This window comes from Streptomyces sp. NPDC093252 (genome assembly GCF_040683675.1).
Taxonomy (GTDB): Bacteria; Actinomycetota; Actinomycetes; order Streptomycetales; family Streptomycetaceae; genus Streptomyces.
Genome location: NZ_JBFBEM010000003.1, coordinates 582,535 through 596,997 on the forward strand (window position 1 = coordinate 582,535; position 14,463 = coordinate 596,997).

General features: G+C 72.4%; 19 protein-coding genes. 4 read left to right on the forward strand and 15 right to left on the reverse strand.

Annotation, left to right across the window (positions count from 1 at the left end; genetic code table 11):
• Nucleotides 1-134: 134 nt before the first annotated feature.
• On the reverse strand, nt 135-884 hold the full coding sequence (locus tag AB0O01_RS08635; protein WP_365311716.1) for an aerial mycelium formation protein: 750 nt from the start codon (nt 882-884) through the stop codon (nt 135-137).
• Nucleotides 885-1,022: 138 nt separating this feature from the next.
• Between AB0O01_RS08635 and dtd the strand changes: the two genes are divergently transcribed.
• Entirely contained in the window at nt 1,023-1,448 is a 426-nt protein-coding gene (gene dtd / locus AB0O01_RS08640) for a D-aminoacyl-tRNA deacylase (protein ID WP_365311717.1), read from the forward strand.
• A gap of 51 nt (nt 1,449-1,499) precedes the next feature.
• Here the strand turns inward: dtd and AB0O01_RS08645 are convergent, their stop codons facing one another.
• The 6 genes from AB0O01_RS08645 to AB0O01_RS08670 form a co-directional block, all read right to left on the reverse strand.
• Complete coding sequence (locus AB0O01_RS08645) at nt 1,500-2,468, reverse strand: folate-binding protein (protein ID WP_365311718.1); 969 nt, start codon at nt 2,466-2,468, stop codon at nt 1,500-1,502.
• A 22-nt stretch (nt 2,469-2,490) separates the two neighbouring features.
• Entirely contained in the window at nt 2,491-3,057 is a 567-nt protein-coding gene (locus AB0O01_RS08650) for a transcriptional repressor (RefSeq protein WP_365311719.1), read from the reverse strand.
• A 15-nt stretch (nt 3,058-3,072) separates the two neighbouring features.
• Entirely contained in the window at nt 3,073-3,648 is a 576-nt protein-coding gene (locus AB0O01_RS08655; RefSeq protein ID WP_365311720.1) for an FABP family protein, read from the reverse strand.
• A 267-nt stretch (nt 3,649-3,915) separates the two neighbouring features.
• On the reverse strand, nt 3,916-4,815 hold the full coding sequence (locus AB0O01_RS08660; protein WP_365311721.1) for a hypothetical protein: 900 nt from the start codon (nt 4,813-4,815) through the stop codon (nt 3,916-3,918).
• Complete coding sequence (locus AB0O01_RS08665; protein ID WP_365311722.1) at nt 4,812-5,579, reverse strand: hypothetical protein; 768 nt, start codon at nt 5,577-5,579, stop codon at nt 4,812-4,814. The genes AB0O01_RS08660 and AB0O01_RS08665 overlap by 4 nt, the downstream gene beginning before the upstream one ends.
• On the reverse strand, nt 5,576-6,301 hold the full coding sequence (locus tag AB0O01_RS08670; protein ID WP_365311723.1) for a hypothetical protein: 726 nt from the start codon (nt 6,299-6,301) through the stop codon (nt 5,576-5,578). Before AB0O01_RS08670 ends, AB0O01_RS08665 begins: the two co-directional genes overlap by 4 nt.
• 147 nt (nt 6,302-6,448) lie before the next feature.
• On the opposite strand from AB0O01_RS08670, the gene AB0O01_RS08675 reads away from it, so the two are divergent.
• Nucleotides 6,449-6,811, forward strand: a complete 363-nt coding sequence (locus AB0O01_RS08675) for a DsrE family protein (RefSeq protein WP_365311724.1) — start codon at nt 6,449-6,451, stop codon at nt 6,809-6,811.
• 37 nt (nt 6,812-6,848) lie between these two features.
• Here AB0O01_RS08675 and AB0O01_RS08680 read toward each other — a convergent pair whose 3' ends face one another.
• The 8 genes from AB0O01_RS08680 to AB0O01_RS08715 form a co-directional block, all read right to left on the reverse strand.
• Entirely contained in the window at nt 6,849-7,109 is a 261-nt protein-coding gene (locus tag AB0O01_RS08680) for a DUF3099 domain-containing protein (protein ID WP_365311725.1), read from the reverse strand.
• Between the two features lie 122 nt (nt 7,110-7,231).
• On the reverse strand, nt 7,232-7,519 hold the full coding sequence (locus AB0O01_RS08685; protein ID WP_007382995.1) for a DUF1416 domain-containing protein: 288 nt from the start codon (nt 7,517-7,519) through the stop codon (nt 7,232-7,234).
• Nucleotides 7,520-7,563: 44 nt separating this feature from the next.
• Complete coding sequence (locus AB0O01_RS08690; protein WP_365311726.1) at nt 7,564-8,409, reverse strand: sulfurtransferase; 846 nt, start codon at nt 8,407-8,409, stop codon at nt 7,564-7,566.
• 155 nt (nt 8,410-8,564) lie between these two features.
• Nucleotides 8,565-8,645, reverse strand: a complete 81-nt coding sequence (locus AB0O01_RS08695) for an Ms5788A family Cys-rich leader peptide (RefSeq protein WP_350751515.1) — start codon at nt 8,643-8,645, stop codon at nt 8,565-8,567.
• A gap of 241 nt (nt 8,646-8,886) precedes the next feature.
• A complete protein-coding gene (locus tag AB0O01_RS08700; protein ID WP_365311727.1) occupies nt 8,887-9,618 on the reverse strand; it encodes a DUF2993 domain-containing protein in 732 nt (243 codons plus the stop codon).
• Between the two features lie 177 nt (nt 9,619-9,795).
• Nucleotides 9,796-11,067, reverse strand: coding sequence for a hypothetical protein (locus tag AB0O01_RS08705; protein ID WP_365311728.1), 1,272 nt, complete (start codon nt 11,065-11,067; stop codon nt 9,796-9,798).
• A 3-nt stretch (nt 11,068-11,070) separates the two neighbouring features.
• The gene (locus tag AB0O01_RS08710) at nt 11,071-11,325 is read right to left on the reverse strand and encodes a MoaD/ThiS family protein (protein WP_365311729.1); all 255 of its coding nucleotides are present in this window, start codon (nt 11,323-11,325) and stop codon (nt 11,071-11,073) included.
• Between the two features lie 77 nt (nt 11,326-11,402).
• Nucleotides 11,403-12,254 carry an alpha/beta fold hydrolase gene (locus AB0O01_RS08715; protein ID WP_365311730.1) on the reverse strand — a complete coding sequence of 284 codons (852 nt, stop codon included), beginning with the start codon at nt 12,252-12,254 and terminating at the stop codon, nt 11,403-11,405.
• A 205-nt stretch (nt 12,255-12,459) separates the two neighbouring features.
• On the opposite strand from AB0O01_RS08715, the gene AB0O01_RS08720 reads away from it, so the two are divergent.
• Together AB0O01_RS08720 and AB0O01_RS08725 are read left to right on the forward strand one after the other, a co-directional pair.
• Complete coding sequence (locus AB0O01_RS08720) at nt 12,460-13,260, forward strand: response regulator transcription factor (protein WP_365311731.1); 801 nt, start codon at nt 12,460-12,462, stop codon at nt 13,258-13,260.
• A 139-nt stretch (nt 13,261-13,399) separates the two neighbouring features.
• Complete coding sequence (locus AB0O01_RS08725; RefSeq protein ID WP_365311732.1) at nt 13,400-14,422, forward strand: LacI family DNA-binding transcriptional regulator; 1,023 nt, start codon at nt 13,400-13,402, stop codon at nt 14,420-14,422.
• Nucleotides 14,423-14,463: the final 41 nt, after the last annotated feature.

Below are 14,463 nucleotides of genomic sequence, written 5' to 3' on the forward strand. Positions count from 1 at the left end.
ACGGCTCCCCGGCACCCCCCGATCCACCGGCAGCTCCCCACCCGCTCGCCGACAACCCCGGGGCGGCGCTCCCGGTACCCCCGGGCCCGGGCAACCCCGGCGACCCGACCCCCGGCCCACCGGGGCCGCTCCCCCTACACCAGCAGATCGTCCACCTGGGCCTCGCCGTCGCGGTAGCGGCGGGCGATCTCCGCGCTGCACTCGTCGGTGGTCCGCTGGAGGGTCTGGCGGCGCCGGGAGACCTGCTGTTCGTAGCGGACCAGACGGCCCATGGCCGAGGTGAGTTCCGGATCGGTACGGGCGTCCAGCGCGGACAGTTCGACCTCGGCCAGCATCTCTGCGGCCAGCCGCCGGTACTCCTCGCTCTGCGGGGTGCCCAGGGTGACATGGCGGGCGGACGAGCGCTGCCGGGCGGGTGCGTCGGTGAGGATCTCCGGGAGCCGCTCGACCACGGACGCCTCACCCGGCGCCACCGGGGAGGCGGTGCCGCGCCGGGCGAGTTCGGCGCGGAGGATGTCGATACGGCCCTGGAGCAGCCGGCGGACATAGCTCAGGTCCGCCTCGTCGCGCTGGGCGTCCCGGCGCAGGGTGCGCAGTTCGGGCAGGCTCAGGACGGTCAGATCGGGCTCGGTCAGATCGGGCTCGGCCGGGGCGGGCGGGAGCGGGGCCGACGGGAGCGGCGGGAGCGGGGCGCCGCCGGTGCGCTGGGCGGGCGGGGCGACCACGTGCGGGACCGGGGCGGGACCGGGCGGGCGGGCCGCGTGGGTCGCCGAGACCGGGCCTGGTGGGCGGGCCGCGTGGGCGGGCGGGACCGGGCCGGGTGGGCGGGCCGCGGGTGGGCGTGGAACTGGGCCGGGCGGCTGCCCGGTGCTCGGTGTGCTCATGTGCCTCAACCCGTCCCCTCGACCGGCGTGTGGCAAGCATCGTGCCACCCCGAGTGGCCGCTATGTGACCGAGTGCCCCCGATCGGCCCCAGATGGGGGGTTGTCGGGAGCGTGATCCGCACCCGGCATGATGGTCGTATGCGAGCGGTGGTGCAGCGGGTGGACGGCGCGAGTGTCGTCGTGGACGGCGAGACGGTGGGCGAGATCCGGGGCGAGGGTCTGTGCGTCCTGGTCGGGGTGACCCATGAGGACACCGCCGAGCAGGCGGCGCGGCTGGCCCGCAAGCTGTGGACGCTGCGGATCCTCGGCGACGAGAAGTCGTGCAGCGATGTGGCGGCGCCCCTGCTGGTGATCAGCCAGTTCACGCTGTACGGCGACGCGCGCAAGGGCCGCCGCCCCACCTGGAACGCGGCGGCCCCGGGCCCGGTCGCCGAGCCCCTGGTGGAGGAGGTCGTCCGGCAGCTCCGCGCGCTGGGGGCGACGGTGGAGACGGGCCGGTTCGGGGCGGGGATGCGGGTGTCCCTGACGAACGACGGCCCGTTCACGGTGCTGCTGGAGATCTGACATCCGGCCCGGCGTACCCCCGGGCGTACTCCCCGGCGTATCCCCAGGCCGCTACGGCGCGACCACGACCTCCTGCGCCGCCGCCGTGTCCCCCGCCAGCAGCGGAGCGTCCACCGGCACATTCCGCTTCACCAGCGCCAGCGCCACCGGCCCCAGCTCGTGGTGGCGGGCGGAGGTGGTGATGAACCCGATCTTCCGCCCCTCCGGCTCCCCGGCCGCCTCCGCGACCCGCAGTTCGGTGCCCGGCGCGGGCAGATGCACCTCGCTGCCGTCGAGGTGGAGGAAGACCAGGCGGCGCGGCGGCTTCCCCAGGTTCTGCACCCGGGCCACCGTCTCCTGCCCCCGGTAGCACCCCTTCTGGAGGTGCACCGCGGAGCCGATCCAGCCCAGCTCGTGCGGAATCGTCCGGTGGTCGGTCTCGAAGCCGAGCCGCGGCCGGTGCCGCTCGACCCGCAGCGCCTCGTACGCCAGCAGCCCCGCCGCCGGGCCGGCCGCCGCCGCGAACTCCTCCAGCCGCTCCCGGGGCAGGAACAGATCCCGCCCGTACGGCGTCTCCCGGACCACCGCCCCGTCCGCCGCCACGATCGACCCGGCGGGCAGGTACACCACCGCGTGGCTCTCGGTGCGGTCCTCGACCTCGACGCGGTAGAAAAACTTCATCGACTCCAGGTAGGCGATCAGCGCGCCCTGGGTGCCCGGCTCGACATGGGCCCAGACCGTCGTACCGTCGTCGACCAGATACAGCGCGTGCTCGATATGGCCGTTGGCGGACAGCACCAGTGCCTCGGTGGCCTCACCGGCGGGCAGATCGCTGACGTGCTGGGTGAGCAGCAGATGCAGCCAGCTCAGCCGGTCGTCGCCGGTGACGGCGATGACCCCCCGGTGGGAGAGGTCCACGAATCCGGTGCCGTCGGCGAGGGCGCGCTGCTCGCGGAAGAGGTCGCCGTAGTGCGCGGCGACGCCTTCGTCCACACCCTCGGCGGGAACGGCGCCGGGCAGGCTCAGCAAAGGGCTCTTCATACGCTCAAGCGTACGGCCAACGCTACGAGTCGGTAGTTTGGGCGGTTTCCACGGATCCGACGGCCTCAGCGGCCTCAGCGGCCTCAGCGGCCTCAGCGGCCTCAGCGGCCTCAGCGGCCTCAGCGGCCCCGGCGGCTTCCGTGGATTCGGCGGGTTCGGTGGTCGAGGCCGCCTTGAGTGTGCAGTCCCGGCAGCGGCCGAAGATCGCGAAGTGCTTCATATCGGTGTCGAAACCGAACTGCTCGCGCAGTTTCGCGGTGAAGTCGGCGGCGACCCCCACCTCCGCCTCGATCACCGTCGTGCAGTCCCGGCACACCAGATGCAGATGGTGGTGCCGGTCAGCCAGATGGTACGTCGGCGCCCCGTGCCCGAGGTGGGCGTGGCTGACCAGCCCGAGTTCCTCCAGCAGCTCCAGCGTGCGGTACACCGTGGAGATATTGACCCCCGAGGCGGTCTTCCGGACCTCGCCCAGAATGTCGTCGGGGGTCGCGTGCTCCAGGGTGTCCACGGCTTCGAGCACGAGTTGCCGCTGCGGGGTCAGCCGGTAGCCGCGCTGCCGCAGATCGCTCTTCCAGTCGGTGCTCACCACACCACGAGTCTAGAACTACTTGAAGAAGGCGATCCCGTCGTCCGGCAGGTCACCCGGCAGCGCCTTCGCCCAGCGCTCCACGTCCTCCGGCGAGACGACCTTCTTCAGATGCGCCGACATGTACGGGCGCAGCGCGACCTCCGGGGTCTGCTTCTCGCCGACCCACATCAGATCGCTCTTGACATACCCGTACAGCCGCTTGCCCCCGGTGTACGGGCGGGACGCCGCCGTGCGGGCCACGGCGTCCGTGACCAGGTCGATCTGCGGCTTCTGGTGGGCCAGCTCGCCGTACCAGATCTCGATGACACCGTCGTCGCGGGTCATGGTGACCTCGACCTTGCGGGTGTCCTCGATCCGCCAGAAGCCGTGCTCGGTCTCCAGCGGGCGCACCTTGTTGCCGTCGTTGTCCAGCACCCAGGTGTGCGACCGGTACTCCAGGAAGTCCCGGCCGTCGTGGGTGAAGGTGACCTCCTGCCCGAAGTTGCACTTCTCGGAGCCGGGGAAGTCGTGCACGCCCGCGCCGGCCCAGGTGCCGAGCAGGAAGGCGAGCGGGACGAGGTCCTTGTGGAGGTCGGACGGGATCTCGATCATGAGCGGTGGTTCCTCGGGAGGGGTCGGCCGGGCGGCGGGCGGGTCAGCGCTGACCCTGGTACAGCTTCTTCACGGCGAGCCCGGTGAACGCGAGCACCCCGACACAGACCAGGGCCAGCAGGACTTCGAAGAAGATGATCACGGAATTGCTCCTTGGTGAGCGGATACGCCATGCACGGGGCCGCGCCCCAGCTTACGCGGCCGGACCCCGGCGCTCCCTGTGAGGTACGCCCGCCGGGGCCCGCCGTCCGGCACCCCCCGGGCCCCTCACCCCAGGAGCTGGCTCTGGAGGACGACGGTCTGGTGGAAGGGAACGTCCGCCACCCCGCCCGCCCGCGACTGCACGATCACCGCGTACACGTTCCCGGCGGCCAGATACGCCTCCCGGACCTGCTCGGCGCCGTAGGGCTCGGGCTCGGCGTAGGCGGCGCGCTTGACCCCGGGCACACCCCCCGCCGGGAACTTCTCGTCGTAGACCGAGTCGTGCGCCCCGGCCAGCCGGTACGTGGGCGGGACGAACGCGATGGCCTCGTTCGCGATGTCCACCTCCACCTCCTCCGCGGTGCCGAACCGGAGGAGGTAGATCCGGGTGTGCGTGCCGTCCGGGGTGGTCCAGCCGCGCGCGGCGATGTGCCGCAGGCCGGTGTCGGTCAGCTTCTGCCCCAGTTCCTCGCGGTTCGCCTCCCCCTCGATCGCGGCGAGGTAGTCCCCGGTCGCCAGCCAGCCGTCCTCTCCGCGCAGCGCCTTGTCCTCTCTCGCCCCGGCCGGGGCGGGCAGCACCAGGGCGCGCAGATCGGCGTGGTGCGCCCCGGCGGTGTTGCCCTCGGCGAACGGCTCGGGACTGCCGGACGGCAGCGGCGGGCGGGTCAGCTCGGGGTAGTCCCACCGCCCGTCGGAGGCGGTGGCCAGCCCCGGTACGTCGGTCCGGGTCATCCCGGTGATCCCGTACGCCGTGGCCGAACCGGCCGCCGCGAACGCCACGGCGGCGGCGGTCCACCGCAGCACCGCCCGCAGCACCCGCCGCTCCCGGGGCACCGGCCCGGAGCCAGTGTCGAGGGCGTCTGTACTCGCCTCCTGGCTGGTGTCGCCGGTCACGCCGGTCACGCCGATGCCGCTGGTCTCGCCGGTCTCGCCGGTCACGCCGGTCTCGCTGGTCACGCTGCTCATACTGCCTTCCCCGGTTCCGCGATCCGGTCGAGCTGGGTCTTGACGAGGTCGGCCACCCCGGTCCGGTCGAAGGACCCGGGACCGTGGGCGATGACCGTCACCAGGACGTCCCCGACCGCGGCCGAGCAGAAGACCATGCTCAGGCTCTCGGACCCGTCGGCCGCCTTCCCGCCGGTCGTCGTGGAGCACCCGGCCTCCTTGTGCCCCTTGATCGCCGGTCCCTCGTCGTCGGTCAGCGTGCCGATCAGTTCGCGCTGGAGGCGAGCGGACTCCTTGACGGCGGCGGCGTCCGACCGGCGCTCCAGCATGACGGTCGCCGTGAACGCGTCCTCGTCGTAGGCGTAGAACCCCGGCTCGGACCGGACGTAGCTGCGCAGGGCGATCCCCTTGCTGCCCTGCCGGTCGATCTCCTTCTCCAGTTCCTGGCGCGCCGAGCGGGGCAGCGTGCGCAGCGACTCCTTGTGCAGCGCCACCGCCTGTTCACCGCTCAGCTCGACATCATGGCCGTAGTGCGCGATGTCCGGTCCGCGGTACCAGCCGCCGCCCTCGCCATAGGGGACCAGCATCCCGGCGAGCCCGTCCCGTACCGGCTCCTGCGCCTTCTCGGCGGTGGCCTTGGGAAACGCCCAGCGCGGTGGGCCCGGGTCGGTGTCGGCGTTCCGTACGGTCATCACCGTCGCGCCGACCCCGGCGACGACCGCCCCGGCGACCAGCAACGCCCCGGCCACGACGGCGATCCGCCGCCCCCGCCCCGCCCCGCTCACAGCCGCTCCATCTGTCGCTCGGCCAGGTCCATGATCAGCTTCTCGGGGATCTCCCGCGCCCCGTTCACCCAGATCTCCATGGCGATGTCCCCGCGCCAGGCGTGCGCCTCGGCCAGGTACACCGGCTGGTAGCCCGGCGCGGCGTCCGACTCCGGGTGGTTGTAGACCGCGCCCTCGCCCGTGCCGGGGATGGGCCGGCGGACCACGTCGGGATCCTCCTCCGCCCACCGGGTGTGGTTGCTGACCGAGTTGGACGACGCCAGCGTCTGCTCGTTCCAGAACTGCACCAGCCGCACGGTGACGTGGAAGGAGTCCTGCTCCCAGCCGATGACCGCCGAGCGGCGGAACTCGCTCTCGACGAGCAGGGCGAACATGTTCCCGGGATCGCTGAAACGGGAGGCGTAGACAGAAACGTCCTCCCACCCGTCCACATCCTCCAGCCGGTCCGACTCCTTGGCCCCCTTCGGCTTGTCCACCAGCAGTGTGCGCAGGTCACCGTCGGTGCGCAGCTTGGGGTCCCGGGCCGCCGACAGGACGGGCACCTTCCCCTCGGCCCGGTCGATCGACGGCTGGGACAGCGGCGGCAGCCGGGTGGGCTCCCGCCCGGCCTGCACGATGTATCCGGCACAGGCCCCCGCGACCACACCCAGAGCGGTGGCCGCGGCGATCAGCAGGGCGCCTCGGCCACCGCGTCCGCCCGTGCGTCTTCCCGAGACTTCCAAGGGTCCCCCCACAGAGACATGAAGCGAGAGACATGAAGCACGGATTCCGCCCCGCGCCCCCAGACTGACTCGCGGCAAACATCTCCGGTTGCCCCGCCGTTGATCACGATTCGGCACCGCCCGGCCGGGGCTGTCTACGATGCGGGCATGGCGAAGAAGCTCGTGATCAAGGTGACCGCCGGGGCCGACGCCCCCGAGCGGTGCTCGCAGGCGTTCACCGTCGCCGCGGTGGCCGTGGCCAGCGGGGTCGAGGTGTCGGTGTGGCTGACCGGGGAGTCGGCCTGGTTCGCGGTACCGGGGCGGGCCGCCGAGTTCGAGCTGCCGCACGCCGCGCCGCTGCCCGAGCTGATCGAGTCGGTCCTCGGGGCCGGGAAGCTCACCCTGTGCACCCAGTGCGCGGCGCGGCGGGGCATCACCGAGGGGGAGGTGATCGAGGGCGTCCGGATCGCCGGGGCGCAGCTCTTCGTCCAGGAGGCCCTCGCGGACGACACCCAGGCGCTGGTCTACTGACCCGTCCCGACGGGACCCGCGGTACGGACCGGGCTCCCTACCGGCGCGGTTTCTTCCCGTCCAGTTCGTCCCACCACTCGTCGGACTTGGGGTCCCCGGAGGGGGCGTCCCACCAGCGGTCCTCCGGTCCCCGCCGGTTGGCGACGATCGCGGCGAGCGGCGGGATCACCATGGCGACCACGCACATCGCCACCGCCGCCGGGAGCGACCAGAGCCGTACGACGGCCCAGGCCAGGACGAACAGCGCGATACACGTGCCCATCATGGCGAAGTAGACATGACGCCTACGCGCGTACATATGACTAGCTTAGGCCCGGGGGCGCCGGAAGGCGCCGGTCCGCGCACCCCCTGGACGCCGGAAGGGCCGCGTCCCGGGAGTCCAACCCGTGGGACGCGGCCCTTCCTGCCGTATCGGTGCCGTCAGACCGCGATGGCGACCTCGGCGAGACCGCCCTGCTGGGCGACGACCGTGCGGTCGGCGGTGCCGCCGGGCACCAGCGCGCGGACGGTCCAGGTGCCCTCGGCCGCGTAGAACCGGAACTGGCCGGTCGCGGACGTGGGGACCTCGGCGGTGAACTCACCGGTCGAGTCCAGGAGCCGGACGTAACCCACGACGGGCTCGCCGTCCCGGGTCACCTGGCCCTGGATGGTGGTCTCACCGGGCTTGATCGTCGAGGCGTCGGGGCCGCCGGCCTTCGCTCCACACATAGCTGTCTCTCCAGAGGTCTTGAAGGTCGGGCTTGTCTGTTGACTTACTTGTTGGCGCCCAGCTCGATCGGCACGCCGACCAGGGAGCCGTACTCGGTCCAGGAACCGTCGTAGTTCTTGACGTTCTCGACGCCCAGCAGCTCGTGCAGCACGAACCAGGTCAGGGCCGAGCGCTCACCGATGCGGCAGTACGCGATGGTGTCCTTGGCGAGGTCGACCTGCTCGTCGGCGTACAGCTCCTTCAGCTCGTCGTCCGACTTGAAGGTGCCGTCGTCGTTGGCGTTCTTCGACCACGGGATGTTGCGGGCGCTCGGCACGTGGCCGGGGCGCTGGGACTGCTCCTGCGGCAGATGGGCCGGGGCGAGCAGCTTGCCGGAGAACTCGTCGGGCGAGCGGACGTCGACCAGGTTCTGCGCGCCGATGGCGGCGACCACGTCGTCCCGGAAGGCGCGGATCGAGGTGTCCTGGGCCTTGGCCGCGTACTCGGTCGCCGGGCGGGCCGGGACCTCGGTGCCGTCGACCAGCTCGCGGGCGTCCAGCTCCCACTTCTTGCGACCGCCGTCGAGCAGCTTGACGCTGTCGTGGCCGTACAGCTTGAAGTACCAGTAGGCATAGGAGGCGAACCAGTTGTTGTTGCCGCCGTAGAGGATCACCGTCTGGTCGTTGGCGATGCCCTTGGCGGACAGCAGGGCCTCGAAGCCCGCCTGGTCGATGAAGTCGCGGCGGACCGGGTCCTGGAGGTCCTTGGTCCAGTCGATCCGGATCGCGTTCTTGATGTGGTTCTTGTCGTACGCGGAGGTGTCCTCGTCGACCTCCACGATGACGATGGACGGGTCGTCGACGTGCTCCTGAAGCCAGTCGGCGTCTACCAGGACGTCGCTGCGGCTCATGCTCTTTCTCCTCCGGGGCAGTTGCGGCGGGGCGTACGGAACGTGCGCGGTGCGATGCGATGCGTGCGGTCGCGCTGGGGCGGCGCACGGGTGCCCAGATCAGGGCGGTGCGGGAAGGCGGGAGGCCGAGCGCGGGACGCGGGGCTTCCGCCTGATCAGAAGGGGCGACAGAGCATGGCGGCAACGCGGCACAGGTCCACTGCCCGCCGCTTGGTGAGATCCGCCTGTCGCTTCATGCGGTCGATCGTAAGGACGGACGGGCGGGCATGTCACCGGTGTGTCGGATGGTGAGACGCGATCGTCCGCGATGTGGGAACAGATGCGCGAGGGGCCCGGCCCGGCGGGGCCCGGGGACCCCGGCGGGAAGGGCGGCGGCCCGCCTATCTACGGGCCGGACATCTACGTCTCATCCCTCGGACGCAGACCGACTCCTGAGCCGAGCGCCTGCCGCCATCCCACAGGCTGCCGCCCCACGGCCTACCCGGCCAGCCGTACGTCCGAACCCTTCACCGAGATCTCCACACCATCCGCCGCGGCCTGCACCCTGTCCAGCCCGATACCGCCCGGGAGGTTGTCGATGACCGTCTGGAAGTCGGTGATCTCGCGGATCGCGCCCTCGGCCAGATCGATGCCCGCGAGTTCCGGCAGCGAGTCGGTGCGCACCTCGACCTTGTCGCCCTCGACGCTCACCGTGCTGAGCACGGGCAGCTCCCGCGTCCCGATCACCGGCGCCTCGACCTCCACAGTGACCTCGATCTTCCCGTTGCCGCCGTCGGACAGGCCGACCACCCGCGCGGTGACCCCGGGAGCCACCTCGGTGGGCTCGGACCGGGCCGCCTTCAGCAGTTCGTCGTACGCGATGGTCGCGGTGCCGGTCGCGGAGGCGGCGGTGGCGGAGCTGAAGCCGCCGGAGAACTCGACGCCCTTCATGTTCGCCCGCAGATCGTCGATCCGGATCTGCTCCTCGCCACCGGCCGGGACCTGGTAGGTGTCGATGCCGACCTCGATGTCGTCCAGCGTCCCGCCGACGAGCTGGGTCAGGAACGGGAAGCCCTTGATGGACACGTCCGGCTTCCGCGCGAGGGACTCGGTGGTCTGGAGCCGGCCCGCGGCCTCGTCCTCGGCGAAGTACACCGCCAGCCGGTCGGCCCCGACGAACAGACCGCCCAGGATCACCACGGCGATCAGAAGTATTCGCAGCGCTCGCATGTTCCCCACCTCGGCGGACTTCACGGACGCCAGTCACCGTAACCCCGGCGGGCGGACCCGCCCGGGGTTTGTCGATTAGCTGTGACAAGGGACGAGCCGCCGGGACTCCGGGACTCCGGGGCTCCGGGACCCCGGGGCTCCGGGACCCCGGGACTCCGGGACCCCGGGACCCCGGGGTCAGACCACGGCCCGTCCCAGCACCCACACCACCGGCGCCGCGGCGGCCAGCGGCAGCGCCACCCCGGCGGTGAAGTGCACGAACCGGGACGGATAGTCGTAGCTCGCCACCCGGTGCCCGATCAGCGCGCACCCGGCGGCCCCGGCCCCGAGCAGCGCCCCGCCCCCGGCGCCCACGTCGGTCATGCCGCCCACCGCGATCCCGGCCCCGGCGGCGGCCAGCAGCGCCACCACCACGGAGGCGGGCGTCGGCAGCGGCAGCGCCCGCGCGAGCAGCGCCACGGCCACCGCGGCGGCCCCGACGCTCACCGCCTCGGGCTCGGCTGCCAGATAGCCGGTCGCCACGATCGCCAGCGCGGCGGACACCACCGTCGCCATCAGCCCGTACATCCGCTCGTCCGGGTCGGCGTGCGAGCGGAGCTGGAGGACGAGGGTGAGCAGCACCCACACCCCGAGGGTGCCGAGGATCGCGGCGGCCCCCTGGTCGCGTCCGACGCCGAGCAGCACCGCGTCCGCGGTGAGCGCCCCGGCGAACGCCAGCGCGATGCCCTGCCGGGCGGGCCACATCCCGTTCAGCCGGAACCACCCGGCGGCGGTGACGGCCTGGAGCGCGACCAGCGGCACGACCAGCGCGTACGGCCCGAGGGGCGCGGCGGCGGCGAGCAGCGCGCCGAGCAGCGCGGTCAGCGCGGCGGGCTGTCCCCCGGGTTCGATGACCGGCGACCGCCCTTCGAGGCGGGCCCGCTGGGCGTCGGTGACCCGGGAGTTCCCGGCGAGGGTGGCGGGGCCGTAGGAGGGGCCGGGGGTGGGGGACGGAGCGGGGGTCGGAGAGGGGGTCGGCTTCCGGGCAGGGGCGGCGGGCGCGGCGGGGGCCGGGCGGGGGGCCTGATAGTCCTGCGGCGGCAGATACGCGGTCTGCTCGGCGGCGTTCACCGGGGCCTGGAGCTGGGTCTCCCAGGTCTGGCCCTGCCACTGCTGGGTGTGCTGCTGATCGGCGTAGGGGTCACCGCCGTGGCCGGGCTGCGGGGCGTGCGGCTGCTGCCAGGAGGGGTCGTACGCCTGCTGGTACTGCGGCTGTTGCTGTTGCTGTTGCTGCGGGTACGGCTGTTGGTAGTGCTGCTGCTGATGTGGCTGCTGGTACTGCTGTTGCTGCTGCGGGTACTGCTGGTACTGGGGCTGCCGCCCCTGACCCCCGGCGCTGTCACCGGCGTTGGTGTCGCTGGTGTCGCTGGTGCCATGGGTGCCATGGGTGTCGTACGGCTGGTAGCTCATCCGTCATCCTCCTGCGAACGGCGGGAGCACCTCGACCGTGCCGCCCTCGGCCAGCCGTACCGTCTCATGCGCGCGGGTCCCGACGGGGTCGCCGTCGACGAGGAAGGAACAGCGCAGCAGGACCCGGGTCAGCTCCCCGGGGTGCCGCTCGCGCACGGCGGCGAGCACACCGGCGAGGTCGGCCGCGTCGAACGGCTCCTCGGCGATACCGGCGGCGGCCTTCGCGGCGGCCCAGTAGCGCACCGTGACCTGTGCCATCTGGTCCCTCTGCTCGTCCCTCGTGGGCGCCCGTCCGGATCCCGGTCGGATCGGTGCGGCGGGTGAACAGGCCAAGGCTAGCCCGCCCGGCCGGCCGCCCAGTCCCCGATGCGGGCGAGGAGGCCGTCACCGGCGGCGTGCTCGGCGTGGCCCATGCCGGGTTCCAGCCAGAGTTCACCGTGGTCACCGGCGGCGGTGGCCAGCATCCGGGGGTGGTCGACGGGGAAGTACCCGTCGCGGTCGCCGTGCACGATCAGCAGCGGGGTCGGCGCGATCAGGGGGACGGCCTCGACCGGGGAGAGCGGTACGGGGTCCCAGCCGCCGTTCTGGATCCGGGTGCGCAGCCCGTACCGGCCGACGAGGCGCCCCTCCGGCCGGGTGATCAGCCAGTGGACGCGGCGCATGGGGGCGGTGCCCCGGTAGTACCAGCGGGCGGGGGCGCTGACCGCGACGACCGCCGCGGTGGCGCCGGGGTGCAGGGCGGCATGGCGCAGGACGACCGAGCCGCCCATGGAGAAGCCGACGGTCACCACCCGGTCGTGCCCCCGCGCGCGGGCCCAGTCGACCGCCGCCGCCAGATCGAGCACCTCGCGGTCGCCGACGGTCGAGCGCCCGCCGGAGGCGCCGTGGCCGCGGAAGGAGAAGGTGACGACCGCGCCGTACCGGCCGAGGGCGGTGGCGATCCGGCGGACATGGGGCTTGTCGGCGGTGCCGGTGAAGCCGTGCGCGACGACGAACGCGAGCCGGCCGGCGGGTGGCGTCAAGGTGTCGTATACAACGTGACCCCTCTCGTATACGGCGTCGACCCGGACACCGTCCGCGGTCTGCAAAAACGTCCGCAGGGGCGCTGAGCTGGCCGTCTGGGCCGTCTCACACTGCGGACGCAGGGGCGTGGATCGGCCCACAGGACCTGCCGGACCGTTGCTCATGTGGGTATTCTGCTGGGCAGAGGACTCGGGCAGTGAAGCCCCCGGGTCCTTTTGTGCTTTCGAACGCGTTGTATACGAAGCGGAAAACGCCAGATGACGGGCGGTGACCGCGGTTGTGTACGGGGCCGACGGGATCGCAGCGCAGCGACGCACCGCAGTGACGCACCGCTCACGTCCTCGCAGGGACCGAGGAGGAACCAGACGTATGAGTTCTCTGCTGCTCCTGACCAACGCCCTCCAGCCGTCGACGGAGGTGCTCCCCGCGCTCGGCCTGCTGCTGCACAACGTGCGGGTGGCTCCCGCCGAGGGCCCCGCCCTTGTCGACACCCCGGGTGCCGACGTGATCCTGATCGACGGCCGCCGTGACCTCCCGCAGGTCCGCAGCCTCTGTCAGTTGCTCCGCTCGACCGGCCCCGGCTGTCCGCTGATCCTGGTGGTGACCGAGGGCGGCCTCGCCGCGGTGACCGCGGACTGGGGCATCGACGACGTCCTGCTCGACACGGCCGGCCCGGCCGAGGTCGAGGCGCGGCTGCGGCTGGCCACCGGCCGCCAGCAGCTCGTCAGCGACGACTCCCCGATGGAGATCCGCAACGGCGACCTCTCGGTCGACGAGGCCACCTACAGCGCCAAGCTCAAGGGCCGGGTCCTGGACCTGACCTTCAAGGAGTTCGAGCTGCTGAAGTACCTGGCCCAGCACCCCGGCCGGGTCTTCACCCGCGCCCAGCTCCTCCAGGAGGTCTGGGGCTACGACTACTTCGGCGGCACCCGGACCGTGGATGTGCACGTACGGCGGCTGCGCGCCAAGCTCGGCGTCGAGCACGAGTCGCTGATCGGGACCGTCCGGAACGTCGGTTATCGATTCGTTACCCCGGAGAAGGTGGAGCGGGCGGCCGACGAGGCGAAGGCGAAGGCGGCCCGCCCGAAGCCGGAGTCCCCGGCAGCACATGGGGAGATCACGGACAAGTCGCCCGAGGTGGCGGCCGTCGAGGTCCCCGCGGAGGCATGAGGAACGGGGCCGGGCACTCCCCCGGCCCCCGCACCCCGCCCGGACCGTCGCGCCCGCCCCGTTGCGCCCGCACAGAGCGCGCACAGCCGGACCCGCTCATGCCCTGCCCACGGCGGGTCCATCCGCGTAGACTCCGCGCGTGGCCAAGGTGACAAGAGATGATGTGGCGCGGCTGGCGGGAACGTCCACAGCCGTCGTCAGCTACGTCATCAACAACGGACCCCGGCCGGTCGCCCCGGCCACGCGCGAACGCGTGCTCGCCGCCATCAAGGAACTGGGCTACCGCCCGGACCGGGTGGCACAGGCCATGGCGTCCCGGCGTACCGATCTCATAGGTCTGATCGTGCCGGACGCGCGCCAGCCCTTCTTCGCGGAGATGGCGCACGCGGTGGAGCAGGCGGCCTCCGAGCGCGGGAAGATGGTGCTGGTCGGCAACTCCGACTACGTCGGCGAACGCGAGGTGCACTACCTCCGCGCCTTCCTCGGCATGCGGGTCTCGGGTCTGATCCTGGTCAGCCACGCCCTCAACGACAACGCCGCCGCCGAGATCGACGCCTGGGACGCCCGGGTGGTCCTCCTCCATGAGCGCCCCGAGGCGATCGACGACGTGGCGGTGGTCCTGGACGATGTGACCGGCGCCCGCTCCGCCGTCGCACATTTGCTGGAGCACGGCTACGACTACGTGGCCTGCGTGGGCGGCACCGCCGACACCCCGGCGGTCGGCGACCCGGTCTCCGACCATGTCGAGGGCTGGCGCCAGGCCATGCAGGACGCCGGTCTGCCGACCGAGGGCCGCCTCTTCGAGGCCCCCTACAACCGGTACGACGCCTACCGCATCGGCCTGGACATCCTCTCCGGCCCGGACCGCCCCCCGGCCGTCTTCTGCTCCACCGACGACCAGGCCATCGGCCTGCTGCGCGCGGCCCGCGAACTCCGCATCGACGTCCCCGGCGAACTCGGGGTGGCCGGGTTCGACGACATCAAGGAAGCGGCCCTCGCCGACCCGCCCCTGACCACGGTCGCCTCCGACCGCTCCGGCATGGCCCGCGCGGCGGTCGACCTGGTCCTGGACGACGGGCTGCGGGTGGCGGGGTCGCGCCGGGAGCGGGTGAAGGTGTTCCCGTCGCGGTTGGTGCAGCGGCGTTCCTGCGGGTGCGGGTAGCGCTCCGCCGGGGGCGGGGCAGGACGGGGCGGTCGGCATGG